This is a genomic window from Biostraticola tofi (assembly GCF_004343195.1).
In the GTDB taxonomy this organism is placed as follows: Bacteria; Pseudomonadota; Gammaproteobacteria; order Enterobacterales; family Enterobacteriaceae; genus Biostraticola; species Biostraticola tofi.
Genome location: NZ_SMCR01000001.1, coordinates 813,360 through 838,562, shown reverse-complemented (window position 1 = coordinate 838,562; position 25,203 = coordinate 813,360). Strand labels below are relative to the sequence as shown.

The window sequence follows — 25,203 nt, the reverse complement described above, 5'->3', positions numbered from 1 at the left end:
TTTCTGGCCTATCGCATATTGTTAAAGAGCACATCCAACCTGTCGTACCGCTTGGCGTCCTGCCAATTCGCTGCCGATGGATAGAATTTAGCGTAATGCTAAATATATGGCAATAGCAATATGCTAAATAATTAGCGTGATTTGTTTAGCGTTTTGATTAATATACAAATTAATTTTTTGATATTGATTTAGCCGACCGGCCAGGGGAGGGGATTAGCGGATTTCAGGCACAAAAAAGCCCGCGTGAGGGCGGGCTATGGTGAGATTAAAGTCGGTATTACCTATTTCAAGCTTTTGATCATGTAGTTTCTTCGCATGATGCCAAGTTTGTCGTTGTGGATCTCTGTAACGCTTGCTACGACAGAAACATGCTCGCCAACCTTATGATTTTTCTGTATTTCAGTTAACATTTCTATCGGGTAAGATGCTTTTATTCTTTCTTTTTTGTTGACTATTTCCAGCTTCCCATACATTGAAAGCAATGACAACTCGCCAGAAAAACTTTCATCCCAGGGCTTCGAAATTTGGGTCAACGACAGTCTAGATGTAAGCTTATGAATTTCCTGACTACTTAATGAAATGGTTCTTCTACCGCCGCTTAACGGGCCCATCCAGGTCATATCAAAATTGAGGCTATTTTTTTCGCATTCATCTACAATTTTTTTGAGGCTGTATGTTGAATTTGAACCAATTTCAGCCACCTTTGCCATAAAGGTTTCTTCGTCAGAAGCCTCAAGCATTGAAAATATTTCTTTCATGGCTTGGCTTGATACCGTATCGAATAGATCGCCAGAACCCGTGGAAAAGGTAACACCTAACCTTGTCGAACCAGGAGTGAGATCAGCTAGGCGCATATTGAGAGAATTTCTTAGATCATTTGGCACTCTCTGAGAGTCTTTCCCTGATGAAATTCTATGCGTTGCCTTTTGCACCAACCCAGCAAGATTGCCAGAAATGAGTGAAAGTATTTCTAAGGGTATGGTTCCTATGTCAACAAGATCACCTTTAAGCCTGATTTCCATAAAATCCATTAGGGGATGTCGGTTGTCGATTTCCCGCTGCTGAGCCCTCAAATCACTAAGATGTGAATCCATAGAACGGAATAGTAATCTATCTGCAAAGGATTGATCTTTCAGGGCTGAGAGGGTTTCAACCTTTTTTTGAACGAACCCTATGCGCTCCTTAAGGGAGATCATGTCTGGTTTTTCGTTCATAACGTCACCCTCGCTAAGCCCTTAGGATGTTCGTTTCGGTCGTAACCAAAACATCCTCTCCAATACATTCTATCATTCTCATAATTACTTGATGGGTTATTTTTGTACAAAAGCAGCAAGTCAATGGAGTAATTTTGCTTTATATAATCACGATCTACTAATAACTCTAGCTGCGATTGAAACATTGGGGGAACAGTGTTTAGCGCGTGATAGTCCGCCACCAAAAGCAGATCTATATCATCAGGTTCTGGCTTTTCAGTTGTAAATGAGCCGTCTACCCATAGCTCCAAAAAGCATTTAAATTGTGAATTTATGCTTCTGATCTGGGATGTTAACTGTACATAATTACAGTATAGCATGCCCCGGCGAGTTGAGGATGGAAATCTATCAACACAAAGCACCTTCAAATCATAATCTAATACGTCATGGAAACCTGGCGTAAACAGAGGTGGAAAACACAATTTTTCCATCAAAAAGCCTTAGCTGAATGTATAGAAAGATATTTTTTTATAATGGACACCCGCGCCGTCTAAACCAGCTTCATCCTAGTCTCAATGGCCACGCCTATGATTTTACAGTTGCCATTGATTGGGACTAGTGGCCAGGCTGGGTTAAGACCTTTCAGATAGCGCTGTCCGCCGTCGATTATAAATTTCTTGAACGTCGCTTCGTTGGCATCAACCATCTTTGCTATCACCAAGCTGCCGTTTACTGGCTCGCGCCCAGTGTCAAAGAGGACCAGTGAGTTCTCTGGGATACTGACGCCGGTTGGTGCCGTCATCGAATCACCCTCAACAACCAGCCAGAACCCCGTACCTTGTATCTTTGCATCAGATTCCTGCCACTCGCCGACATCTTCTATCGAATAGGGCTCATTGGCCTCAGACCACGCCCCGGCGCTTACTGCGCTTAACACGGGGTAACGCTTTCCAGGCTTATAAGGGCCAGCATAAGTCACATTCCCTGCTTCTTGTGGCGAATGGGCTTTATCCATCCAGCCCGATCCAAGGTTAAGCATCAGTTCTATCTTGCGGGCCATCTTATCCCCGACATTACGCGTCGGGTTATTGCCAATAACTTGGCTAAGCGTGGACGCACTTGTACCGCACGCTTCTGCGAACTGGGCTTTGTTCAAACCTTTTGCCTGATATTCATTTATCAGGTTCTCAAGGTTCATCTTTCGGATTTCTTTATTTTCCATCTACCGATAATCCCACTTTTTAGCAAGTTGATAAATACTCAAAACGCTAAATCACAGTTGCTTATTATTTAGCATAACGCTAAACTCAGCATTAGAAGCAACCACCAGGAGATAACCATGAGTAACGATTTGCTCCGCTGGCGCAAGGAGGCCACTGCTGAAGAGTGGAAGTCTCTTGCAACTTTGGCGAATACGTCGGTGGGCTACCTCGATCAGATCGCCTATGCGTTCCGAAGGGCATCACCTTCGAAGGCTTCTGAGATCGAGACAGCTACCAAGAACTTCAAAAATCGTGAGCCGGTAACTAAAGAGAGCTTGGTTTTTGCAAACCCAAGAATAAGCGCAGCATAACCAACTTTTGTATATCCGCTCTTTAACAATCTGACACCAAAGGAATTATCACAAATGGACATCGCATATTCACGCAATAAGGCGCGGGAAATTGAAACGCGCATCAGAGGGAAGATAGCCGCCATGGGGGTCTGCAGGGTGGCTGACGTAGTCGGGGTGCACCAATCCCAGGTCAGTCGCTGGCAGACAGGTGACAACGTAGTAAGCAAGGCAGCCAAGTTACTGGCAGCGATTGGATTTGATGAGCCGGATAACAGCCTGGTGATTCAGGGCGAGGGAACAGCAGAGATAGCGAAGATGTTAACCGAAATGCTCGGGTTTATCCGCGAGCCGAAAGGAACAGCATAGGAGTGATTCATGACACCGGTTCAATTCATCGAAAAGCACGTCAGGCAGCAACTGATAGACCAGGGTTTCACTCCGTCAATCGCGCAGGGGGGGGGCAAATGAGACAGTTGATTACTATCACCGGTGCTCTCAGGCCAGCAAGAAAGGGGCAATGTTTGATGACTGTCTGCGGATGGGAAAGGTGTGGGCCACGAAATACAGCATGCCGGCAGAGAAGCCAGCGAAGAAGGCTAAGGGAAATAAAGTTGCGAGGTCTGCAGCGCTTTTCTAAACAAAAAGCCCAATCAGCAGCAACTGATAGGGCTCATTAAATCTGTATCTAGCGAGGAAATTATACATGCAAAGTACTGAACGAACAAACAGTAAAGAGCGACCGATTTTATTCAACGCCGAAATGGTGCGAGCAATTCTCTACGGCAGGAAGACGCAGACGAGACGGGCTGTGAAATTCCCTTTCCACGATAAAGATATGGAGTGCGAGTTAGCAGGCAATGAATTGGCCGGAGAATTGAAGGCTGGTCGCTTTCGCAATTCACCCCTCGGCCAGCCCGGCGATCGGCTTTGGGTTCGCGAGACATGGGGCGTTGTAAGTCATGCATTCAACGATGACGGCTTTCGGATTCCCTGGACTCCCCAGCGACCAGCAACACCAGTTCACGAATTGCCGTTCGGCAATGGCTATTACTCCGGTCATGTCATTTATCGAGCTGACGGCGGTTTTATCTGGAGCGGTGACGATGACGGCGACGGCGAAAGGACAGCGTGGCATCCATCGCTTCATATGCCCCGCAAAGCCAGCCGCATTGACCTGCTGATCACTGGCGTCCGGGTAGAACGGTTGCAGGATATCAGCGAAGAGGACGCAAAGGCCGAGGGAGTTACCCGCATTGAGAATAATTGCGGCAACGGCCCCGCGTATTGCGATTATTTACTTCCTGACCTGAATGACACTGCTGAGTGGTACTCGCATGCAAAACACAGCTTTCAGAGTCTGTGGCGGTCCATCTACGGCTCTGAAAGCTGGCATTCCAACCCCTGGGTGTGGGTCGTTGAATTTGAGCGGCTCGCTAAGGATGGTGGGCAATGAATACCAAACCGCAAGAAAAAATGCATAAACACATCATTCGTGACCGCCTCTTGTCTGGCTTCACCAAAGTAGCGAACCGGCTCCGCCAGGAGCTTGATAACGTCAAGAAACAAACAGGCGGTGGTCATCATGAGTAACGTTTTAGCATTCCGTAAGCAGGCCGAGGCAACGCCGGAGGAACACGGTAAGGGGTTTGCTCTCATGCATAGACAATTCATGGACAGCAAGCTGTACAAGGACTCCCAGGCCGTACACCTATGGCTTCACTTAATACTGAACGCCAACTATAAGCCAAAGCTGGTTAAAACTGATCTTGGGGATGTCTTGGTAGGACGCGGGCAGTTCTTAACCGGGCGACCAACGCTTGTTACTGAAACCCATATCAGCGACTCGAAAGTTAAGAGCTTGCTCGACACTTTCGAGCGCATGGGCATGATCCAGCGCGAAGCAACAGGACGCCGTTTTACCCGTATTTCAATCCTGAAATATGACGAATTTCAGTCCAATTTTAATCCAACGGAAGTCCAAGGAAAATCCAACGGGAACCCCAATGAAAATGCGGCTCCTGAGCCATTTAATCCAAAGGAAATCCAAAGGAAATCCATAACTAATAAAGAACTACTTAACTCAATACCTAACGGTATTGAGAGTGTCTCATCGACAAGCAAGGCTGAAAGGAAAGCACCAACCCATTCCTGCCAGGACGTTGTTGATGTTTATCACAGACTACTGCCGGAATGCCCAAGCGTCAGGGCGTTGAGCGAGAAGCGACGCAATTTGATAAGAACCTTTTGGGTCAAGGCTGGGAAGATCACTCGTCAGCTGGATGAGAAGCCCTTCAGCATGCAGGCCTGGGAAGATTATCTCCGGTATATCTCTCAAAACTGCCGCTGGATGCTCGGCACCCGACCAGACAGCAAAACCGGTAAGACCTGGCGATGCAAGAATATTGAGTTCTTCCTGCAGGACGAGGTTTATCTCAAGGTTCGTGAGGGGGTAAGCGATGACGTCTGAAATGATCCTGCCGCCGCACAGCACCGAAGCAGAGCAAAGCGTTATCGGCAGCTTGCTGCTTGACCCACAGAGCGACAACTGTCAGCGCGTCCTGTCCATGCTCAAGCCCGAGACGTTCTACAGCCGGCAGCACCAGGCGATTTTCGGCGTGATCCGCGACATGAACGCCAAGCATCAGACTATCGACGGCCTGACGGTCACCGATGAGCTGGAAAGCCGGGGGCTGATTGAACAGGTGGGGGGACTGGGTTACGTCATGCAGATCAGCCGCGGCATTCCCAGCACGGCAAACGTGATGGCCTACGCCTTCAAGGTGCGTGACACCGCCATCGAGCGATACGGAATCGAGCAGGCCAACCGGATGCTGGAGGTGCTTTATGCCCGCAATGGCATGAGCACGGATGAAAAGCTGGGGGCTATCCAAACGCTGGCCATGCAGTTGGATGATCGCACCAAGTCGGGAAACACTCGGGGCGCAGTTACATTCGCTGATGCTTTCGAGCGCTGGACGCATGTGGTTGATCGAAGACTGAGTGGTGACGCTCGGGCAATCGGGCTCACATCCGGCATCAAGTCCCTGGATGACATGCTGGAGCCGAAGCGCATTGTTCGCGGATCCCTGTTCGTTGTCGGTGCTCGCCCGAAGATGGGGAAAACCACGCTGTATCTCAACATGGCTCTGAATTGCGCCAACGCTGAAGGCCTGCCGGCCATCGCGTTCAGTCTGGAAATGCCCGAAGAGCAAATCGTGGAACGTGCTATCTCGCAGTTCTCCGGCGTCAGCTCGACAAATTTCTACCTCGAAGGGTACGACGATAACCGGTTCGCATTGGCTTCCGCCAGGGCGCTGGAGCTGGCGCAGAACGGCAATCTCTACATCGACGACACACCTGGTCTATCTCTCTCTCACATCGTCTCGGAAAGCCGACGCATCAAGCGGGAGCGGGGCGTGGTCGGAATGGTGCTGGTCGATTATCTCACTCTGATGAAAGCCGAGAAGGCTGAGCGTAACGATCTGGCCTACGGGATTATCACCAAGGGGCTCAAGGCGCTGGCTAAAGAGCTGAATTGTGTAGTGGTGCTGCTGACTCAGCTTAACCGCGATCTGGAAAAACGGACCAACAAGCGACCGCAGCCCAGCGACAGCCGCGACACCGGGCAGATCGAACAGGACTGCGATTACTGGCTGGGCATCTATCGGGAAGGGGCTTATGACGAAAACGCCAATCAGCAGGATACCGAGCTGCTCCTACGGCTTAACCGGCATGGGCAATCCGGCGTTGTGTTTGTTGAGCAGCGATACGGGGCTATCTATGACGTCGATCAGGACGTAGCTCGCCAGGCCAAGGATCGGAGAGAAGAGAAAAACCAACGTTATGCAGGCAAAGGGGGATTTTGATGGAACTCAATATCGAGCAACTTAAAGACGAAAATGAATACTTGCGCCACCGACTTGAAGAAGCAGACCTGCTTTTCGGAAAGCTGATGTTGGCTATGCGAGCGGCAATCATCGAGGCAGAGCATGGCGAGGGTGTAACAGCGGGAATGGATTGGATTTTTAACACACTTGCCGGCCCGGGAGAGTTTGCTCCAGATAGTGAAACTGATGCCCAGGCATATTTTAATCGCGAGTGCGAAATCATCGATAAGCGCTTCAGTGAGTTGATGGATTACTTCATGGCTCGCCATCAGCGTTTAAGGGAAAAGTCGGCATCACAGCATGGTTACATGCCCAGGGGGTAATGATGGGTGACGTTATCAAATTTCACCGCCCGGCACGGCCCTTGGAGGCGGCGCGGGATTTGCTGGCAGGCATAGCTGAATCTCTCGAATCGATCCCCATTGAGAGCGCCTCGGGCCGGTTTATCCGTGACGTCATGGCCGAACGCGCGGCAGAGGCTCACGACATTCTGCAGGACTACATCGAGGCAGATGAGGGCGGATAGATGCAAGTTGAAATGATTAAGTCTGCCGGAGGCGTATTTGTACCAGCACTGGAAAGCGAAATCCCACGTCTAACCAGGTTCAGGAACGGCGGCCAATACACGGTCGAAGTGAAGACCACCCGAAACCCCGAATTTCACAGAAAGGTGTTCGCCTTCTTCAATTTCTGTTTCTCACATTGGTCCGCTGACAAAACGAACCTGCAATTCATGGATGAGTCAGCCCAGTTTGACCGGTTCCGCAAAGACCTAACCATCCTTGCGGGCTATTACGAACAAACAGTTCGCCTCGACGGCTCCATTCGAACCGAAGCCAAAAGCCTGGCTTACGGGAACATGGAGCAAGAAGAATTCGAACGCTGCTATAGCGCCCTGATAAACGCGGCCATCAAACGGATCTTCGGCGGCACAACTAACCAGGGCATCATCAATCAGCTGTATTCATTTTTTTAAGGGGTCAGCATGAGAAAGTCAAAATTCAGAGAACTCGCTATCGCAGAAATCCGCAACCATCCGGGGATAACGACTATTGAGCTGGCCGCGAGAGTAAACGGGCATCCGGTCTACGTAGGCAAAGTCATATCGGTGCTGGTTGACGATGGCGTTATCACATTCGAGACGCACAAGCGGGGCAGGGCATTTTACCGCAAATACTTCATGGCGGGAACTGAGATACAGGAGGGGATTGTTGGCGGCCCCGTCGCTCCGGTGAATCCGATGGAGCGGTTCAATCAACTGCAAGCTGCTGCGAGGGCGCGCTTATGAAGAGAAGGAAATCGCAATGGGAACGGCTTGAGGAAAAGTTAATATTCCGCCGTCCAAACCCTCGCAGTAAACCCCACATTCCAGAGCCCGAAATCAAAACTTACGACTACCTCGCGCCGCTATTGCAGGCCAGGTGGGACCGCACCCGGAACAGGAGAGCAAAACCATGATAATTCTTCAGGTAGGTTTTGGTTTGAGCATTCGGCGCGGGCATATGTTTGGCCAGAAAGAATCACAGCGCAAAATGCTCACGATAAAAATACCGTTTCTATCGATTCACATTTTAAACAAGGCGGCCAGTGAATATTGGTATGAGGTTGCCCGGCATGCCTTCAATGACCCCCGGTGGTTTATTGATAATCATGTCGCTGTGAGACAGGCCAAGCGAAAGGCAATGATCAACAAGCACATTGCCTGGAGTGGGGCACATAAAGAGGCCCAGACATATTATCAAAAGCAATTAGATGAGCTTCGCGATAAAAATTATTCACTGAGCCAGAGGTGCCAAGAGCAGGCTAGGGATATCGAGGCTTACAAAAGGCTGGTTGTGGATAAGGAGGCGAGCAATGCCAAAGCTACCCAGGCGTAAATGCCTTGAATGCCGGGAATGGTTTATCCCTCAGTACAGCAATGTTGTCTGGTGCACTCCCGAGTGTGGGGCGGCAATAGCCTTAAAGCGCCGCGACAAAGAAAAACAGCAGGCCATCGCCAGGCTGGAGAAGAAGCGCAAGAAGGAGCTTGTTGAGCAAAAGGATAAACTGAAGGCCCGAAGGCTGGCCGTGAAGCCGCTGAGCTACTTCGCCAAGCTGGCCCAGGCTGAATTCAACGCCTACATCCGGGAGCGTGACGCCGGCTTGCCGTGCATCAGCTGCGACCGGTACCACGACGGCCAGCACCACGCCGGGCATTACCGCACCGTAGGCAGCAACCCTGAGCTTCGCTTCGATGAGGATAACTGCCATCGACAGTGCGCCCCCTGCAATAACCATTTTTCAGGCAACATCGGCGGCTACACACCCAACCTTATTTCCAAAATAGGGCAGGCTAGATTCGACGCGCTAATGGGGCCGCATGAGGCTAAGCGATACCGCCGAGAAGACTTTGAGCGGATCCGGGACGAGTACAGGGCTAAACGTAAGGCGCTCATAGCGAGCCGGGAGGTAGCAGCATGATGAACAAAAAGACCGATAATTTTATGTCTCTCGTTTATGTAGCAAGAAAATCCGATATTCGGCGCGTGTGGGGTCGGGGATGGAAAACCATTGATTCGGGCCAGCGCAATTGGACTCGCTACATGTTAGCGCTATGGGGCAGCAAAAACGCCGGGGATGATTCACCGCGCGGCTGCATAAACATCATTGGCCGCCTGATGATTAGAACAAAATGGAATTCAGCGCAGGGGGGCCGAATTCTTGAAGTGGTTGACCGTCTGCACAAAGAGGGCTATCGCGGGAACGAGCTATTCCAGAAGGCCAGAGACATAGTTATCCCCAACAGTTCCGCAAGCAACATCATCGCTCTCGCCAAAGAATCAGATGATGCCGCATTTGTAGAAGGGGTAATTACCAAAGCATTTCACAGGGACAGCCCGATCCGCTTGATAGCCATTAAACGATATTGCGACCGCAAAGACACGCAAGGAGTTGCGAAGGACTTGGTTTGGCTGACAGGATGTGATATTCAGCTTGCAAGGAAACGAATAGCGTGGTGCGAAACTCTCCTGGAAGAAGTAATGTATTACTCTATAAGGCGTGAAATGGAGAAAGAATATTCTGATAATAATTCAAATATAGAAAATAATTTTGTAAATAGTTGCAAAGCGAAAAATGAGAGTGTATATTTTGCGTTATGCTCGGGAGCGTAAAGCGTAAGAGCGGTACCACCAACCAAACTACAGACCCTGGCCAAAAGCCGGGGTTTTCTCATTTCAGGCGCATGTGCCACGAGTACACAGCGCGTACGACAGCGTTACCGCGCTATCAGCTTACAGGCGGGATATCACGTCTGGGTGAACAGAGCTTATCATCAATAACTAGCCAGCCAGCTTTTACCCACTTATTGACCGTTTGCGCGTCTACTCCCATGTGACGAGCAAAGGCGGCTTTATTGCCGCCAAACGTCTTATCTATGAAGTCCGTCAACATCATTACAGCGTAATCTCACTTAATGGCTTTTCAACCATGTGATAAAGGTCATTTGAGCCATCGCCATTGTCACGAAAATTAATGGCGCAAGCTGATATCTTTTCTGCCACTTCACTGGTGATGAAAGTATTGAGTGCACCATCTGCATAGTCAGAGAAATTCTTGGCGCTCAGGTCTGAACTGTCGTTATCGATTGCTGCTTCATAGAGTTCATATGCGTTCATTGTGTGTCTCCGGTGTTTGATTAGTTATCTCGTTTCGATGAATTCAATATAGTCGATTATCGACTATCAAGCAACACTTATTTTCATTTATTTATACATTAAAACCGGGCTGCATATCGCGGCCTTTTCTGCTTCTCGGCCCTCAGTAAACTTCTGACGCCCAACTTCCCTCAATCGTCGCGCCATGTGACTGCGGGGCCGAACCTCTTCTGGCAGCAACCAAGCGGCCAAATATACCCTCACAAGCATCTGCCATATCTCGGCCGGTGAGCTATGCCCCGGTAAAGGGGGGTGGATATGAAAATGCCGTGGAAAAGTGACACAACGCTGCTATCGGCGTTACTTGCGCTGGGTATGACCCTGCTTGGCGCACTGGGAAGTTATTCATATCGCGTATTGAGCGGGCAGGCTTTTAGCTGGCGCACGCTGTGCCTACAGATAATTGTCTGCCTGTTTGCTGGGGCCATGATGATGATGATCGCCTATCACTACACCTGGCCGCTGGAAGTCATTGGCGGATCGTGTGGCATGGCAGGCTGGTCTGGCGCTGCATTTGTTAAAGCTCTCGAAACCCGATTCTTAAATAAGGCCGGCGGTAACCCACCAGCAGGATCAGGCAACTAACGATAATCGAACTGCCAGGAGATCACCATGCTGAGCGACCACAAGCACACTCTACTCGACATGCTCAGGTATTACATTCCGCTGATATTTGCCGCTGTCATCCTGTTTTTCCTTTTCAGTCTCTATAAGACCAATCAGGCTATCACTGCTGAAAATGTCATCCTGAAGAACTCCATCCGGGAGAAAGTTGAACGGATAGATAACCTTCGATCTCGAGGGGACGACACGCATGAAATATTCAAACGCTTCGCGGGAGAGCTTGAAAAATATAACAGCTTGCTGGCAGCGGAAACTGGGCGGCGTGCAGCGGCAGAAAATGAAAGTCACCGACTGCAGGAAGAAATGAAAAAGCTGCTGCGCTCGAACAAATGCGCGATAGCTCTGATACCTGGTGATCCGTCTGACCCGGCAAAGACAACGGGAAGGCTTGAGATTGGCCCCGCAACCGAAACCGAGGAAATACCGAAGTGACAAAAGACGATATTTTCAACGAAATCCTCGGCAAAGAGGGCGGCTACGTGAATAACCCTGCAGACCGGGGCGGGCCAACTAATTGGGGTATTACTCAGACTGTCGCCCGCGCCCATGGATTCACCGGTGACATGCGAAACCTGACCCGTTCGCAGGCTCTGGCAATTCTTGAAGCTGATTACTGGTATGGTCCGCGATTCGACCAGGTGGCGACGATCAGTTCAGCTATCGCGGCGGAGCTTGCAGACACCGGCGTGAACATGGGGCCATCGGTAGCTGCAAAATTCCTGCAACGTGCGCTCAATGTGATGAACAACTCTGGGCTGCTTTACCCTGACCTGATTGCTGATGGTCAGATAGGCCCCAGGACAATCACTGCGCTCAAGCTTTACCTGTCAAAACGCGGCGCGGACAGCTTAACCATCATGCTGCGCTCTCTGAACTGCCTGCAGGGTTCCCGCTATATCGAACTGGCTGAAGCCCGCATGGCTAACGAAACGTTTGTGTATGGTTGGCTGGCTAACCGGATAGGTGTCTGATGGCACTTATTGACATCGTCAAAAGCGTCGGCGACGGCAAGCACTCACTGAGCAAATGGACTCAGGTAATAGCGTTCCTGACGTGTACAGGTGTTATTGCTTGGTACGCATACAAGCTTGAGCTTAGCGAATGGATGTTCGGCCTTTACTTCGGTGTTGCGGTTGGTGCGAACGTGCTCAACAAGAAAATCGCGGTCGATAAAGTCGTCGAGGAAAAGAAAATCGACGCAGCGGCCCCGGGAGGAAATAGCGATGTGGCTAATTGAAAACCTGACAGGCATCGGCGTAGCCGTTCTGGCGCTCATTGCCGTGGTCGCTGGCGCATTTGGTTTCGGTAAGTCAAAAGGCAAGGCGACCGCTGAGACACAAGCGAAAGTCGAAAAGGTGGAAGCTGAAAGCCAGACCATTAAAGACATTGCCGAACGCGAAACAACTGTGATCAAAGAGGCCGCACATGTTCAGGACACTGTTAACCGTCTGCCTGATAGTTCCGTTGATGACCAGTTGCGTCAGAAGTGGAAATACCCCGACGACGCCGGCGGTCATTGATACCGGCTGTTCCTGGGTTAAGCCCATTTACCTGACCGACAGTGATATAGACCATCTTGATCCTCGCACTAAGCGAGTTATCTTGGCGAATAACGAAACGTGGCAGGCGAACTGTGAAGCGCCGGCGGAGGGGAAAAGAAAGCTATGGCAATCACATTAACCGTTCGGGTGAGTTGGTGGGTTATACCTTATATCAACACTCTGACGCTATTCTGCAATATTTTCAGAACTGAGCCGGATTATGAAGTGGTGGGAAATTTCATCGGGCGGCACGGGGTGAAAGTTATTGAAAATAAATTATAGGCTTATGCATCTGCTGATTCTCTCATTGGTTTGGTGTTAACTTCAATTTATTTAATCACTTAAAATTTACGTGATAAACGTCAAGCGGAATGATAAAATACGCTTGACGTTTAGTCTTCTAAAACAACGGGTTGACTTAATTTTTTCGCCCCACTATCTTTGGGCTAACCCTAACTAGGAGAGTCAATAATGCTTTTAACCGAATCCTTCCTTCATCAGAAAAAAAATGGAAATATCGCAAAGTTTGAGATTTATTCAGATGTTAGCCAAAATACATCTCGTCAATCAATTGAGGCAAAAGACGTTCGTGTTATGGAGTATTTGATTAAATCAAAAGCAGCTCATGAACAGTATGAGTTGATCAATTCTGATTTCTCTACAGAAGAATACTTTAAGGAGTTAAGCGAATCCGAGAAGTACGGTTATGGTGATAGACCGACAAAATCCATCCATGACTTAATAGATTTTATAAAAAAACAGATGTAGTTGAAGCCACCATCTTTTTCCAAATCGGTATAGCCAGCCGGGCATACTTCATTTGCTTTAGAGTAACATACGTTCCATCCAGTCCCGGATCCACATTGGATCAGATATTCCCCCGCACCATCAGGGCGAATAACTTTTTGTGAAGTAGCGCAGCCAGAAATAACAAGCATAACAATAATCAAAAGCCATCTTTTCATTTTTATTTCCTTAAAGGCATAACCATGGCACTCACCGACAAACAAGAAATGTTCTGTCGCGAGTACCTCATCGATTTGAACGCCACGCAAGCGGCAATTCGGGCGGGGTACAGCGAAAAGACCGCCCGCGCCACAGGCTGCGAGAACCTTACGAAACCTGACATCCAAAACAGAATCACCGAACTCAAAGCGGAACGCAATGAGGAAATCGGTATTGATGCGGCATATGTGCTTAAGCGTCTGGTTGAAATTGACCAGATGGACGTACTGGACATCATGACCGATGACATGAGCATTAAACCTGTGTCGCAATGGCCAGCTGTGTGGCGTCGTTACCTAAGCGGATTCGATCTTGCCGACATGTTCGAAGGCCGTGGCGAAGACCGTGAGATGGTCGGCATCCTCAAAAAGATAAAGTGGCCTGACAAGGTTAAGAACCTTGAGCTGCTCGGGAAGCATGTCAGCGTCCAGGCATTCAAAGAGAATGTAAGCAACACACATTCAGGCCCGAACGGCGGTCCTATCGAAACGGCTACTTTGAGCAAAGACGAATACAAGCAGGCTCGACAGGAGATGCTGGAGGATGACGACTGTTGAGCAGCGGACTTATGCCCGCAAAATAGAATGTGAGGAAGACGGCCTATACTTCTCCCGCTACTTCTTCAAACAGCGCACTGGCGGCAAGATGATTGTAGCGCCACATCATAAGGTGATACAGCAGACGCTTGACCGTGTAATCAGCGGTGAAATAACCCGCCTCGTTATCAACGTGCCGCCTGGCTATACCAAGACTGAACTTGCGACCATCAATATGATGGGCCGGGGTCTGGCGCTAAATAATCGCGCTCGCTTCATGCATCTGTCCTACTCACATAATCTTGCCTTGCTAAATTCCTCCACCGCGCGTGGCATGATTAAGTCAAAGCTGTATCAGGCCATGTGGCCGATGGAGCTGCGCGACGATGCTGACAGCAAAGCCATGTGGTGGAACGAGCATGGCGGCGGCGTCTACGCGTCATCAGCTGCAGGTCAGGTAACTGGCTTTCGCGCCGGGCATATGGAGCCAGGTTGGCAGGGCGCACTCATTATCGATGACCCGGTTAAGCCTGATGACGCATACAGCGAAACCGTCCGCGATGGCGTGAACAACCGTTTCAATGAAACTATAAAATCGCGCCTGGCCGTCGAAACCACGCCGATGATTGTCATCATGCAGCGCATCCACTATCACGACCTGAGCGGCTACCTGTTGCGCGGTGGCTCCGGGGAAAAGTGGTATCACCTCAACCTGCCGGTGATTATCGACAATTCTCTGCCATACCCGGAAGAGAATACGCACGGTATCCCTATTCAACACGGCCTCCCTGATGGCTGGCTGTGGCCCTATAAGCACAACGAATCACATCGGGTATCACTGTTCTCTCATCGGCGCACAGCAGAAGCGCAGTACATGCAGGCACCGCGGCGGTTTAATGCTGAGGGCGCATTGTGGACTGAGCAGATGATAGCCGCAGCGCACGCACTGCAAATCAGGTTCGAAAAAGTGCGCACGGTGGTAGCTATCGACCCGCAGGCCACGAACAGCGATGAAAGCGACGAAACAGGGATATCGGTAGCCAGTTCGTATGGTGCTGGCGACGACGTACAGTATTCAGTCGATGCAGATTACAGCGGCAAATTCTCTCCGGCAGGATGGGCAAAGAAAGCCATGTGGGCTTATGAGCACCATAACGCCGACGCCATCGTGATAGAAACGAACCAGGGCGGAGATATGGCTGAGGACACGTTAAAAAACGCTGGGTTCAAAGGCCGCATAATTCGTGTCCACGCCAGCAAAGGGAAATATGCGAGGGCTGAACCAATATCAGCGCTGTACGAGCAGGGCCGCGTAGCCAACCTTGGCAACCTCTATATCCTTGAAAATCAGCTTATGGAATACATTCCAGCTACCGCCAAAAAGTCACCGGACAGACTAGACGCCATGGTTTATGCACTCACCGAATTAGGTGGTGCTCAACCGCTTGGCATGATGATCCCGAAACGAATCCTCGGCAGATAACCACCCTCATTGATAAAACGGACATAGCATGAACGACAAATTACAGCTTGCCGTCAATCACGCATTGAATGACGCAAGGATGGCGCGGGCCCGGATGGGGATGATTAACCCAGGCATGGGGCTTGATTCCAAGCGGAATACCGCATGGTGCGAATATGGTTTCAAGGATGAATTGACCTTTGAAGACCTCTACAAACTTTATCGCCGGGGTGGGATTGCCTTCGGCGCCGTCAACAAAATCATATCCCATTGTTGGAAAACCGCCCCAGAAATTATCGAGGGTGACAAGTACGATAAAGATTCAAACCCAACAACCTGGGAGAGGTCGCTTAAGCCTGTTTTCACCAATCGATTCTGGCTTACCTTTTCGGAGGCGGATCGGCGTCGGCTGGTAGGGCGATGGTCTGGCATATTGCTACACATCCGTGATAACAAAGCATGGAATCTCCCAGCAACGAGAGGGCGTGGACTTGCCAAAATCAGTGCGGTGTGGGCTGGCGCGCTCAAACCCTATACCCTCGATACGAACATAAATTCGACCACATACGGCCAACCGACCATGTGGGAGTACGCCGAGAATTTACCCAACGGCGCGAGCCGGCGTGTTCAAATCCACCCTGACCGGGTGTTTATCCTGGGTGACTACTCAGAGGATGCTATCGGCTTTCTGGAGCCATCCTACAACGCATTCGTCAGCCTGGAGAAAGTAGAGGGCGGCTCCGGGGAGTCATTCCTCAAGAACGCGGCACGGCAGCTTAACGTTAATTTCGAGAAAGAAATCAACTTCAATAATCTGGCCTCTCTATATGGTGTAAGCGTTAGTGAGTTGCAGGAGAAGTTTAACGAAGCGGCCGTCGAGGTAAATCGCGGCAATGACGTACTGTTGACCACTCAAGGGGCGAGTGTCACGCCCCTGGTAACTGCCGTTGCTGACCCTGGCCCAACCTACGATGTAAACCTGCAAACCGCTGCTGCCGGCGTTGATATTCCCACAAAGGTATTGGTAGGTATGCAGACGGGCGAGCGGGCCAGCTCAGAAGATCAGAAGTATATGAATGCCCGTTGCCAGTCGCGCAGGGTAGGCGAGATTGCCTATGACATCGAAGACTTCACCGACAAGCTAACCGATCTGCAAATCATCAGACCCATTACTGAGAAGGCGGTTATGTGGGATGATCTGAATGAGCAATCAGCATCCGACAGGCTGGATAGCGCGGTCAAGATGAGTCAAATCAACGGTACATCTATGGCTACTGGTGAGGCTGTTTTCAGCAATGAAGAGATCCGCGTCGCTGCTGGTTATGAGGCTGAATCTGATTACCCGCTGCCGGAATTGGAAGATGACGAGGAAGACGATGAAGAAGCCGAAGCCAGCGATAATACCGAAAAACAAGGCTGACCCAGCCGGACTAAACGCGTTAGAACGAAAGGCAATGGCCGATTTCGCAAGACGCATGAAGCGCATTAGTAAAATCTACAGCGACGCACTCTATAGGCTCCCATCTTCCCCCGCAGTGAACCGCCGTTACGAATACCAACTCGACCCGCTATTTCTGTCAATCGTTTTGGATGATGCAAGCGTTCTGGTCGATGCGGTCCTGCTGGAAGGTGGGCAAGATAATTTATGGTTCTCAGAAGACTATGTCGAGACCGCAGCCATACGCGGTACAGCGCAAGCCTACGCCAACATGAGCCAGCAATCCGAAGCCTATGCCGCTGGCCGCGAATCACTACAAGCCATATTGCTAAGCGCCCCCTATCAGCGGCGCATGGCAATGACCTACGCCCGCGAGTTTGAGGAGATGAAAGGCTTCACCGCTGACACTAAGCGCGACATGGCCCGCGTCTTGACTGAAGGTATCGGCAGGGGCCTTAACCCACGCGATGTTGCTCGAAATCTCCGAGATCAGATCGGGATAGAAACACGCAGGGCGAACCGTATAGCGCAGACTGAAATTACCGGCGCGCTTCGCAGGGCGCGGTGGGAAGAGACGGAAGAGGCCCAGAAGCTGGGGCTTAAAACGATGCTCGTTCACATCTCCGCATTACTTCCAACGACCCGGCGAACCCATGCGGCGCGCCACTCGAATCTCTATACGGTGGAAGAGGTCAGGGAGTGGTATTCCGTGAACGGGAATTCCATCAACTGTCATTGCAGCCAGATAGAAACGCTGGTCGATGACAAAGGCCGTCCCATCTCCCCATCTTCAATCGAAAAGCTCAAAGAGGAGCGCAAGCAAATGGCTAAGCGCGGGTATCCCTGGGCTGAGGAATAACCATGACAGCTATGCAAGTCAACGTAACCACACAGGTTAACAGTGCGTCTATCCGGCGGGAAACCTACAACGGCCGCGAACATATCATCATCCCAAGCTACACCCTCCCGGCGAATGTCATCATGAATAAGGAGCTGTACCCAGCTTCCGAGATTGACGCCCATTATCAAGGTCTGGAGGGCACTCTCGCCCCACTTGGCCACCCGACAGTAAACGGGCAGTTCGTTTCTGCCTTCTCGCCCGAGGGTATCAACGTGGGACATATCGGGGCCTGGAATCGCAACGTTAAAAAATCAGGTAACCGTGTCTATCTGGAGAAGTGGGTGGATGTGTCCAACGCGCAGCAATCGGAAGGTGGGCGCGAGTTTCTCGATCGCGTAGCAGCAATCGAGCGTGGTGAAGACGTTCCGCCAATCCATACCAGCGTCGCGGTATTCCGTGAGCAAATAGAAGCGAGCCCGGAGCAGAAGGCGCAGGGAGCTGACTGGGTGGTGAAAATCTTAGCCATGGACCACGACGCAATCCTACTGAACGAAGTCGGCGCAGCCACACCGGAGCAAGGTGTGGGCTTAATGGTTAATGCTGATCTCGCTACACCACTTCAAGCTAATTCAGGCGCGCTTGTAGGTGAATCCTACCGCGAGCGCGAGACCAGACTCGACCGCGCTGCAAAGGAACGATTTGCCCCCGGCGGTGATGATTACGCTTGGATTGCTGATTTCACCGATTCACAGGCTGTCATCGTCAGGAATGGCGGGAAGGCCGAGGTTTACGGTTACAAAAGCGAAGGAGGCAAGATCACCTTCGATGATACCGGCACCGCCGTAGCACGACAGGAATCATGGGTATCCGTTGCTGTAAACCACATCAAAAAGCTTTTTAACCCGCAGATTGAATCTGCAACCAACCCGGAGGGCGATATGCCTCTTACCACAGAAGAAAAGAACGAGCTGATCAGCGAAATTGGCAAAGGCATCGCCGCTAACTTTGCTGACGCGCTTAAACCCATTACTGAAAAGGTGGAAGCCCTTCAGACCAATCAAACCAAACTGGCCGAATCGCTGACCGCAAACACCCGCGCCGAAGAAAAAACCAAGCGCGACGCCGTGGCGGCAAAACACGGCGAAATTGTGGCTAACTCGCTGTCCGGTGAAGCGCTGGATGTCATGTTTAAAAGCCTAGGCGAGCCTACACCGCTTGGCACCAATTCAGGCAAGCAGCCTGAGCAAACCGGCGCGCCGGACCCGGCCACCTATTTCGGAGGTGCTAAATAATGGCACGCTATCACCGTGTGAATATTGACGGTCAATCGCTGTATAAGGCCGAGACTCGCAAAACCGCAGCGGCACTTTATCCCGGCACCCTGGCCGTCATTAACGGCAGCAATCTGTTTGCCCAAGCAACTGGCGTAGTCGGCCGCCTGTACGTCATCGACTGTGCCTATCACGAAGGTCTGGGCATTACTGACCAGATCCCCGCTGGTCATTCCGCCATCGGCAACTACCTGGAGGAAGGCCGCGAATTCGCCGTTCGTGTTGCGGCCGGAACATACACCAAAGACCAGCCAATTACCGTTATAGCGGGTCAGGCCGTAGCCGTGCCAGCAACGGCAGGCACTTATCAGATTATTGGCTACAGCCAAGATGCAGTGACGACGACGGCGGTTGATTTTATCCGCATTCGTGCCCGCGCTTCATCTGTCGTCGTGGCCTAAAGGAGAACAGAATGTATTTTACCGCTGAAACGCTGGCTACAAACGGTCGCTTGCTTCGCCAATGGGAATCGCTTTGGGCGCAGCGCAATATCTGGGACAAGTCCCATAAGCTTATGACCAACGCCTACAAGGGGGCGATGGACCAGGAAACGCTGGCATCCAATGCTCTGTTGGGCGATGGTTTGGGGCGTGATTTCTGGGCAGAGATTGACCGCCAGATTGTCCAGATGCGCGATCAAGAAATCGGTATGGAAATCATCAACGACCTGATGAGCGTGCAAACCATCCTGCCGGTTGGCAAGACCGCCAAGCTGTACAACGTGGTTGGGGATATCGCCGATGACGTGTCTATTAGCCTGGATGGGCAGCCGCCTTATTCTTTCGACCACACCGAATACGCAAGTGACGGTGACCCGATCCCGGTATTCACCGCGGGCTATGGCGTTAACTGGCGCGTCGCCGCTGGTTTGAACACTGTCGGCATCGATTTGGTGCTGGACTCTCAAGCTGCAAAAATGCGCAAGTTTCACAAACGCCGTGTTAACTATTACTTGAACGGCGACGCAACTATTCAGGTGCAGAACTATCCTGCGCAAGGGCTGAAAAATCACCGCAACACCATCAAGATCAATCTCGGTGCCGGTGCTGGCGGCGTTAATATCGACCTAACCACCGCCGCAACTGATGCTCTGTTGGCCTTCTTCGGTCAGGCGGGCGCGTTCGGTGCTCGCGCCCGCGCTAATCAGGTGGATGCCTATGATGTGCTGTGGGTCAGTTACGAAATCTGGGCTAACTTAGCTCGACCGTACCTGATTAACATCAACAATGGGGCCAATGGCGTAATTGGCGGTTCCGTAATGACGGCGATCATGCCGTTCATCCCTGCAAAGGTCATCAAGCCGACCTATGCGTTGTCTGGCAATGAATTCCTGGCCTATCAGCGTCGTCAGGACGTTGTTTCGCCGCTGATTGGCATGGCTGTGGGTGTAGTGCCTCTGCCTCGTCCGATGCCGCAGAATAACTACAATTTCCAGATCATGTCAGCGGAAGGCTTACAGGTTAAGCGTGATGGTGCCGGCCTGTCCGGTGTGCTGTACGGCGCCAATCTGGCATAAGGGGGAATCCATGGCAAAGTATGAAGTTATCCGCCCATGGCACGGCGTGGTCATTGGCGACATTGTTGAACTCGATAAGCTGCACATGGCTCTTGAGCCTAACGTTCGCCTTTTGAAAGGTGAAGCCGGCGAACTGTCCCCGGCGACGCCTGAAGCGGTAAGTAATCCTTCCGCAGAAGATGCGGAGCAGGAGGACGAATCGCCCAAGCCTGGGCGAAAGAAAAAAGAAGCCGAATAAGCCGCCAGAAATGAGCGGCTTTTTTAATGCCCTCCCCGGAGGGTTTTACTGGAGCCAGTTATGCTGACCATCGAACAGGCTAAAGAATATCTGAAGACAGTTGGCGTCACTCTCCCCGACTTCCTATTGCAGGCACTGATAGATCAGGTAGGCAGTATTCAGCCTTGCCTGGATGAACATTACCCGGCGTCTACCGCGTTATTGATTCAACTGTATTTAATAGGGCTGATGGGGCTGGGCCAGGGCGATAAATATATCAGCTCTCAAACAGCCCCGTCCGGTGCCTCGCGGTCGTTTCGCTATCAATCATTTGGCGACAGGTGGAAGGGATCGCTTTCACTATTACGCGGGCTGGATAAATACGGATGCGCTGTCGGCTTAATCCCACCTGACCCCACTGCTAACCCTGCCTTTGCTGGCATCTGGATTGGCAAGGGCGGGTGTTTTTGCGGAGGTGAATAATGTCTGAACCGAAAGAGGACGACAAAGAAGAAAAGCCCGATTGCGAGAAGTGTCCAGATTGCCCGGATTGCCCAGACCAATACGAGGGTTATCTCTCATGAGCGCAGATGCTAATTGGAGCTACACCGCCCTGGCCACGTTCTGGAAAAACCTAGGCATCAATGAGTATGGTGATCCGCTGGGTTACGCCGCCCCGGTAACTATCCTCTGCGACTACGGCGGTGATGCCACGTCTCGGCTGGGCGATATCGGCATAGAGCTGGTTATCAAGGATACGTTTTGGACGGAGTTCGCTGGGGCAGAGAAGGGTGATTATATCCTGCTGGGCGTATCGATCGAGGCTGACCCGGTTACTGCCGGCGCAGACGAAGTACGGCATGTGATCCGCTATGCCGACACCTTTGACCGCATTGCAGATGACTTTGCCGTCATTACCGGAGTCTAACATGGCGAGAGTAAGGGTAACGGGCATCCGCCAGGCACAAAGTAATCTGGATAGCCTGGTTGGCGATATTCGAGGCCGAAAGGTGGTGCGTGCCTTGCATGTGGCGATGCTTATCGGCGGCGCTCACGCTTCACTGCTGACCCCTATCGACACATCAACACTCATCAATAGCCAGTTCCGAGAAGTGACGATCAACGGGACCCGAATCACCGGCAGGGTGGGTTATTCAGCCAACTATGCCGTTTATGTACATGGCCCGAATCACAAGCAGACATTCCGGCGGTCCACAGCGACCAAAGAATTCCTGACCAAGGGCTTCGATGAGGAGTTACGTCAGATTGACGCCGCTGTTGCAAGGGAATTGAGCCTATGACTCCACCCATGCACAAGCGTGTGCGTAACTGGATGGTAGACGCCGGGCTAACGGATAATTTCATTGTGCAAGTGCTGGCATGGAATGACACTGGCAAGTTAGCTGATAGATTCATTGTATTTCGCCCCAATGGTGGGGCCAATATCCATAGCGAGCTCGCGGCGGAATATTACGTTTTGGTTGATGTCGTATCAGCCAAAGGGGTAACCGAGTTCCAGAGAGCTGACGACACTGTCCAGGCAATAATCCAGTACGTGCAGGATAACCCGCAGCCCAATGACTGCATCGGATATATCGAAAATCTAGGCGGCATTCCTTCGCCAGTTCAGACAACTGAGGGCAGGCTCGTCTATCGTCTCCAATTTGCTGTGACCTACGGCGAATAAATTCTATTCCACTTCCAATGGCTGCCTGGTGCGGCCTTTTTTATTTTAAGAGGTTACAATGAAAGGTTGTCCAACCAGCTTTGACCGCCTCATCGGTCGCGCTAAAACTCTCGAACTGGCTTACGGCTGCCCTGATACGGTTCCCGGTGAAACAGACTGGAAATTGATGGGACTGCCGACCACTGCGTCATGGAACTTAAGCCCTGAATCGCTTTCTTCAGATGCTGATGACGGTGGGTTCTCATCGACAATGATATCCAACCTCGATCCTACGTACACCATTGAGGGGGAGGTTCGGGTGAATGACCGAGCAGATGAGTTCGGGATCCAGCAGTATGTGAAGTATGTCGTTGACGAGATCCGCGCTCGTCGGCAACCGACGGTATGGATGCGGTTTCATTGGGGCGATAGCTATCACATCGGTTATATGAATACTACCGGCATGAGTGATGGCGGCGGCGTAAAAGACATTGTCACGTATAGTCTGGAATTCAAACTGGCAGACGGCAACACTTTCCAAATCGTCGAGGCAGATCCTGAAACTCCTGTTACGGGTGTCACAGTAACACCTGCTACGAGTAATATCGCCGCCGGCACTAGCAAAACTTTTACCGTGACAGTCGCCCCGGCCGACGCTGATGACAAAACATTCGTCGTCACCTCCTCTATACCCTCTCGAGCTACCGCAGCGTTTGCAGGTAATACGGTAACCGTCTCCGCGCCTCCCGGCGCTACGGCAGGTGCAGCAACGATCACGGTTAAAACCAACGATGGCGAGTTCGTGGCGACACACGTGGCCACTGTCACCGTGTAATAACTCTTCTTGCACCAACGACCCCGGCACCTGCTGGGGTTTTTTATACCTGCAATTCCCTCAATGCCGTTCGCACGGCTAATCACACAGAACCTTTCAGGATGACCCTTGAGGAACCGGTTGGCTATCGGTGCATGTCCGCGTTCCCTGTGAAAGGACAAATGAAACTTCTTTATGCGGCGGCATGAGTGTGTTCCTCATGTTAATCAGCATACACCAGAGTGCATTTTTGCACTCTAGAACAAATTCAATACGTTATGTAAACACCGCAGATTCGTGGTTTTACCGCATGTCCATTCCAGTGGACATTTTCCGAATGCCCGCTAAGTTCTAAACGTATTCAGGGCGTAAAATGACACCACTTACCGAAATTGGCGAAATGCTGATATCCGATACGAAGCGGGATTACTTTATTCGCCCCTCCTTTGCAAATATGTCGCGGATAGGCTCGCCAGGTGACATCGTTCAGGCTTACTCGATATTAAATGGTGCAGAGGTGACACAAATAATTTCTGCCGCCATGGGGGCTTACAGGTCTATTCCTGAGTGGCTAATTAAGGCATTAAATAAGCCAGCGTTTGGCCGCAAGGTTCTATCAACATCCATGCTGGTTATGCAGTCCTGCTGCGATGAGGATATTACCTCGCTAATAGGCGAATGGCGGCCGGGTCATAGCGGTATCGTTTATCGCAGCGGTCAGATGCCCATGGCGGATATCATCATCCTGGCTAAGTCACTGCTTGACCATGGGATCATCGGTCAGGCTAAGGTACGCAAGCTGCAGCGGCACGAAACAAACGATTATGTCAGCGAGTTCAGGGCATTCGATTACATCAGCGCTGCTAGGAATCACTTTTCCATGCCAAGAATTGAAGCAGAACAGCTAACAATGACAGAGTTTCAACTTTTGCTTAGTGCAAAATATCCAGACCAGAAAGGCTTTACCAGAGAAGAGTATGACGCTTCGACCGATGAACACTTCAGGAAAAAGGCGGCTCGGATAGCAAAAGCGGAAGCACGTTAAGTTGAGCTTACTGCATGAGCATGACCTTTATCCCGGACACTCCAGAGCGCCCAAGATAAAGCAGTGCGCTCATTAGTCTGCAGAGCAATAACCACCCTTATGGTGTGATCCCGTACCGCCATGAGGGTGCTGTCCTTTCGGGCATGCCATGGCTGAAACGGACATTCCGCTGAAAACCACTATTAATAACAGTGCGATTGCTTTTTTCATGTTGGGCCTTGATGGATGGGTGTCGGCCGAGATGGTCGAACTCCCGGGAGTCTATTCCTGCAGACGAGCGAAAAACGTTACCTACATCAATAATCCCGCTGCTTGATTAAGTGGCTGGCGGTGGCGAGGGAATTGGGGTAATGCGGATTGGAAAACTGAGAAGTAGGTTCAGCATTTTGCGTTCCTTTGCGATTCCCTAGTGATATGCTGTTGCAAAATGTAGCGGTGGGGGAAGGGAATGAAAAAGTTTGTCATTTTGGCGATAAGTGCATCTTTACTGCTTGCAGGCTGCTCATCATCAGGCAATAAGCAACTTCAAAAAGAGAGCGAAACCAGCGTTCAAACTAGACTGCAAGAAGGTGTCACGACAAAAGCTCAGGTTAAGGCTTACTTCGGATCGCCGGATAACGTTAATTTCACGGATGGCGGCAAAGAAATATGGAAATATTCTTTTGCCAAGGCGAAGGTGAGCGGTAAGGCATTCATCCCATTTTATGGTTTGTTTAACAACACTGTGACGGGAACAAAAAAAGAGCTTGTGATATTGTTTGATGGCGATAAAGTTGCCAAATATTCAATGTCAGAATCAGAAATAAACACCCGAACAGGTCTGGCTTCGGATTAGAG

At 50.8% G+C, this 25,203-nt stretch carries 38 protein-coding genes; 34 read left to right on the top strand and 4 right to left on the bottom strand.

Annotated elements, in window-relative coordinates; all coding sequences use genetic code 11:
* Window positions 1–281: 281 nt before the first annotated feature.
* From EDC52_RS03785 to EDC52_RS03775, 3 genes are read right to left on the bottom strand one after another with little or no spacing between them, the layout of a single operon-like run.
* A complete protein-coding gene (locus EDC52_RS03785; protein WP_131863983.1) occupies window positions 282–1,214 on the bottom strand; it encodes a hypothetical protein in 933 nt (310 codons plus the stop codon).
* The gene (locus tag EDC52_RS03780) at window positions 1,211–1,684 is read right to left on the bottom strand and encodes a DUF6932 family protein (protein WP_131863982.1); all 474 of its coding nucleotides are present in this window, start codon (window positions 1,682–1,684) and stop codon (window positions 1,211–1,213) included. The genes EDC52_RS03785 and EDC52_RS03780 overlap by 4 nt, the downstream gene beginning before the upstream one ends.
* 59 nt (window positions 1,685–1,743) lie before the next feature.
* Window positions 1,744–2,415 (bottom strand): LexA family protein, encoded by a 672-nt coding sequence (locus EDC52_RS03775; protein ID WP_131863981.1) that lies wholly within the window; start codon window positions 2,413–2,415, stop codon window positions 1,744–1,746.
* A 117-nt stretch (window positions 2,416–2,532) separates the two neighbouring features.
* Here EDC52_RS03775 and EDC52_RS03770 point away from each other — a divergent pair, with 117 nt between their 5' ends.
* From EDC52_RS03770 to EDC52_RS03705, 13 genes are all read left to right on the top strand, one after another.
* Complete coding sequence (locus EDC52_RS03770) at window positions 2,533–2,766, top strand: transcriptional regulator (RefSeq protein ID WP_131863980.1); 234 nt, start codon at window positions 2,533–2,535, stop codon at window positions 2,764–2,766.
* Window positions 2,767–2,820: 54 nt separating this feature from the next.
* Window positions 2,821–3,114 carry a CII family transcriptional regulator gene (locus tag EDC52_RS03765; protein WP_131863979.1) on the top strand — a complete coding sequence of 98 codons (294 nt, stop codon included), beginning with the start codon at window positions 2,821–2,823 and terminating at the stop codon, window positions 3,112–3,114.
* A 337-nt stretch (window positions 3,115–3,451) separates the two neighbouring features.
* A complete protein-coding gene (locus EDC52_RS03755; protein WP_131863978.1) occupies window positions 3,452–4,201 on the top strand; it encodes a hypothetical protein in 750 nt (249 codons plus the stop codon).
* Window positions 4,198–4,338, top strand: a complete 141-nt coding sequence (locus tag EDC52_RS03750) for a DUF2740 family protein (protein ID WP_131863977.1) — start codon at window positions 4,198–4,200, stop codon at window positions 4,336–4,338. The genes EDC52_RS03755 and EDC52_RS03750 overlap by 4 nt, the downstream gene beginning before the upstream one ends.
* On the top strand, window positions 4,331–5,215 hold the full coding sequence (locus EDC52_RS03745; protein ID WP_230467936.1) for a DNA replication protein: 885 nt from the start codon (window positions 4,331–4,333) through the stop codon (window positions 5,213–5,215). The genes EDC52_RS03750 and EDC52_RS03745 overlap by 8 nt, the downstream gene beginning before the upstream one ends.
* A complete protein-coding gene (locus EDC52_RS03740; RefSeq protein WP_131863976.1) occupies window positions 5,205–6,614 on the top strand; it encodes a DnaB-like helicase C-terminal domain-containing protein in 1,410 nt (469 codons plus the stop codon). Before EDC52_RS03745 ends, EDC52_RS03740 begins: the two co-directional genes overlap by 11 nt.
* Window positions 6,614–6,958: a hypothetical protein gene (locus EDC52_RS03735; protein ID WP_131863975.1), complete on the top strand. Its 345-nt coding sequence runs from the start codon at window positions 6,614–6,616 to the stop codon at window positions 6,956–6,958. The genes EDC52_RS03740 and EDC52_RS03735 overlap by 1 nt, the downstream gene beginning before the upstream one ends.
* Window positions 6,958–7,161, top strand: a complete 204-nt coding sequence (locus EDC52_RS03730; RefSeq protein ID WP_131863974.1) for a hypothetical protein — start codon at window positions 6,958–6,960, stop codon at window positions 7,159–7,161. Before EDC52_RS03735 ends, EDC52_RS03730 begins: the two co-directional genes overlap by 1 nt.
* On the top strand, window positions 7,162–7,611 hold the full coding sequence (locus EDC52_RS03725) for a DUF1367 family protein (RefSeq protein WP_131863973.1): 450 nt from the start codon (window positions 7,162–7,164) through the stop codon (window positions 7,609–7,611).
* A gap of 9 nt (window positions 7,612–7,620) precedes the next feature.
* On the top strand, window positions 7,621–7,923 hold the full coding sequence (locus tag EDC52_RS03720; protein WP_131863972.1) for a hypothetical protein: 303 nt from the start codon (window positions 7,621–7,623) through the stop codon (window positions 7,921–7,923).
* 166 nt (window positions 7,924–8,089) lie between these two features.
* Window positions 8,090–8,512: a hypothetical protein gene (locus tag EDC52_RS03715; protein ID WP_131863971.1), complete on the top strand. Its 423-nt coding sequence runs from the start codon at window positions 8,090–8,092 to the stop codon at window positions 8,510–8,512.
* A complete protein-coding gene (locus tag EDC52_RS03710; RefSeq protein ID WP_131863970.1) occupies window positions 8,490–9,095 on the top strand; it encodes a recombination protein NinG in 606 nt (201 codons plus the stop codon). The genes EDC52_RS03715 and EDC52_RS03710 overlap by 23 nt, the downstream gene beginning before the upstream one ends.
* Window positions 9,092–9,787, top strand: a complete 696-nt coding sequence (locus EDC52_RS03705; protein WP_329955543.1) for a hypothetical protein — start codon at window positions 9,092–9,094, stop codon at window positions 9,785–9,787. Before EDC52_RS03710 ends, EDC52_RS03705 begins: the two co-directional genes overlap by 4 nt.
* Before the next feature lie 282 nt (window positions 9,788–10,069).
* Here the strand turns inward: EDC52_RS03705 and EDC52_RS03700 are convergent, their stop codons facing one another.
* The gene (locus EDC52_RS03700) at window positions 10,070–10,291 is read right to left on the bottom strand and encodes a hypothetical protein (protein WP_131863969.1); all 222 of its coding nucleotides are present in this window, start codon (window positions 10,289–10,291) and stop codon (window positions 10,070–10,072) included.
* Window positions 10,292–10,594: 303 nt separating this feature from the next.
* Here EDC52_RS03700 and EDC52_RS03695 point away from each other — a divergent pair, with 303 nt between their 5' ends.
* From EDC52_RS03695 to EDC52_RS03590, 21 genes are all read left to right on the top strand, one after another.
* Window positions 10,595–10,915 carry a phage holin family protein gene (locus tag EDC52_RS03695; protein ID WP_329955542.1) on the top strand — a complete coding sequence of 107 codons (321 nt, stop codon included), beginning with the start codon at window positions 10,595–10,597 and terminating at the stop codon, window positions 10,913–10,915.
* A gap of 27 nt (window positions 10,916–10,942) precedes the next feature.
* Window positions 10,943–11,386, top strand: coding sequence for a hypothetical protein (locus EDC52_RS03690; protein WP_131863967.1), 444 nt, complete (start codon window positions 10,943–10,945; stop codon window positions 11,384–11,386).
* Window positions 11,383–11,925 (top strand): glycoside hydrolase family 108 protein, encoded by a 543-nt coding sequence (locus EDC52_RS03685; RefSeq protein WP_131863966.1) that lies wholly within the window; start codon window positions 11,383–11,385, stop codon window positions 11,923–11,925. The genes EDC52_RS03690 and EDC52_RS03685 overlap by 4 nt, the downstream gene beginning before the upstream one ends.
* Complete coding sequence (locus EDC52_RS03680) at window positions 11,925–12,191, top strand: hypothetical protein (protein WP_131863965.1); 267 nt, start codon at window positions 11,925–11,927, stop codon at window positions 12,189–12,191. The genes EDC52_RS03685 and EDC52_RS03680 overlap by 1 nt, the downstream gene beginning before the upstream one ends.
* Window positions 12,178–12,474, top strand: coding sequence for a hypothetical protein (locus EDC52_RS03675; protein ID WP_131863964.1), 297 nt, complete (start codon window positions 12,178–12,180; stop codon window positions 12,472–12,474). Before EDC52_RS03680 ends, EDC52_RS03675 begins: the two co-directional genes overlap by 14 nt.
* A gap of 492 nt (window positions 12,475–12,966) precedes the next feature.
* Window positions 12,967–13,263 (top strand): hypothetical protein, encoded by a 297-nt coding sequence (locus tag EDC52_RS03665; protein ID WP_131863962.1) that lies wholly within the window; start codon window positions 12,967–12,969, stop codon window positions 13,261–13,263.
* A gap of 221 nt (window positions 13,264–13,484) precedes the next feature.
* Entirely contained in the window at window positions 13,485–14,057 is a 573-nt protein-coding gene (locus tag EDC52_RS03660) for a terminase small subunit (protein WP_131863961.1), read from the top strand.
* Window positions 14,044–15,519 (top strand): phage terminase large subunit family protein, encoded by a 1,476-nt coding sequence (locus tag EDC52_RS03655; protein ID WP_131863960.1) that lies wholly within the window; start codon window positions 14,044–14,046, stop codon window positions 15,517–15,519. Before EDC52_RS03660 ends, EDC52_RS03655 begins: the two co-directional genes overlap by 14 nt.
* 28 nt (window positions 15,520–15,547) lie before the next feature.
* Complete coding sequence (locus EDC52_RS03650; protein ID WP_131863959.1) at window positions 15,548–16,918, top strand: DUF1073 domain-containing protein; 1,371 nt, start codon at window positions 15,548–15,550, stop codon at window positions 16,916–16,918.
* Window positions 16,875–17,795, top strand: coding sequence for a phage minor head protein (locus EDC52_RS03645; RefSeq protein ID WP_230467935.1), 921 nt, complete (start codon window positions 16,875–16,877; stop codon window positions 17,793–17,795). Before EDC52_RS03650 ends, EDC52_RS03645 begins: the two co-directional genes overlap by 44 nt.
* Before the next feature lie 11 nt (window positions 17,796–17,806).
* Window positions 17,807–19,069 carry a hypothetical protein gene (locus tag EDC52_RS03640; protein ID WP_131864095.1) on the top strand — a complete coding sequence of 421 codons (1,263 nt, stop codon included), beginning with the start codon at window positions 17,807–17,809 and terminating at the stop codon, window positions 19,067–19,069.
* Entirely contained in the window at window positions 19,069–19,509 is a 441-nt protein-coding gene (locus tag EDC52_RS03635) for a hypothetical protein (RefSeq protein WP_131863957.1), read from the top strand. The genes EDC52_RS03640 and EDC52_RS03635 overlap by 1 nt, the downstream gene beginning before the upstream one ends.
* An 11-nt stretch (window positions 19,510–19,520) precedes the next feature.
* On the top strand, window positions 19,521–20,624 hold the full coding sequence (locus EDC52_RS03630) for a major capsid protein (protein ID WP_131863956.1): 1,104 nt from the start codon (window positions 19,521–19,523) through the stop codon (window positions 20,622–20,624).
* Between the two features lie 10 nt (window positions 20,625–20,634).
* Window positions 20,635–20,862 carry a glycoprotein gene (locus EDC52_RS03625; protein WP_131863955.1) on the top strand — a complete coding sequence of 76 codons (228 nt, stop codon included), beginning with the start codon at window positions 20,635–20,637 and terminating at the stop codon, window positions 20,860–20,862.
* A 60-nt stretch (window positions 20,863–20,922) separates the two neighbouring features.
* Window positions 20,923–21,324, top strand: coding sequence for a DUF7370 family protein (locus EDC52_RS03620; protein ID WP_131863954.1), 402 nt, complete (start codon window positions 20,923–20,925; stop codon window positions 21,322–21,324).
* A 97-nt stretch (window positions 21,325–21,421) separates the two neighbouring features.
* Entirely contained in the window at window positions 21,422–21,769 is a 348-nt protein-coding gene (locus EDC52_RS03615; protein ID WP_131863953.1) for a hypothetical protein, read from the top strand.
* Between the two features lies 1 nt (window position 21,770).
* Window positions 21,771–22,142: an HK97 gp10 family phage protein gene (locus EDC52_RS03610; RefSeq protein WP_131863952.1), complete on the top strand. Its 372-nt coding sequence runs from the start codon at window positions 21,771–21,773 to the stop codon at window positions 22,140–22,142.
* Window positions 22,139–22,528, top strand: coding sequence for a phage tail termination protein (locus EDC52_RS03605; protein WP_131863951.1), 390 nt, complete (start codon window positions 22,139–22,141; stop codon window positions 22,526–22,528). The genes EDC52_RS03610 and EDC52_RS03605 overlap by 4 nt, the downstream gene beginning before the upstream one ends.
* Window positions 22,529–22,586: 58 nt before the next feature.
* Window positions 22,587–23,342: an Ig-like domain-containing protein gene (locus tag EDC52_RS03600; protein WP_131863950.1), complete on the top strand. Its 756-nt coding sequence runs from the start codon at window positions 22,587–22,589 to the stop codon at window positions 23,340–23,342.
* Window positions 23,343–23,694: 352 nt separating this feature from the next.
* On the top strand, window positions 23,695–24,366 hold the full coding sequence (locus tag EDC52_RS03595; protein WP_131863949.1) for a DUF6246 family protein: 672 nt from the start codon (window positions 23,695–23,697) through the stop codon (window positions 24,364–24,366).
* Window positions 24,367–24,814: 448 nt separating this feature from the next.
* On the top strand, window positions 24,815–25,201 hold the full coding sequence (locus EDC52_RS03590; RefSeq protein ID WP_131863948.1) for an outer membrane protein assembly factor BamD: 387 nt from the start codon (window positions 24,815–24,817) through the stop codon (window positions 25,199–25,201).
* The last annotated feature ends 2 nt before the right edge of the window (window positions 25,202–25,203 follow it).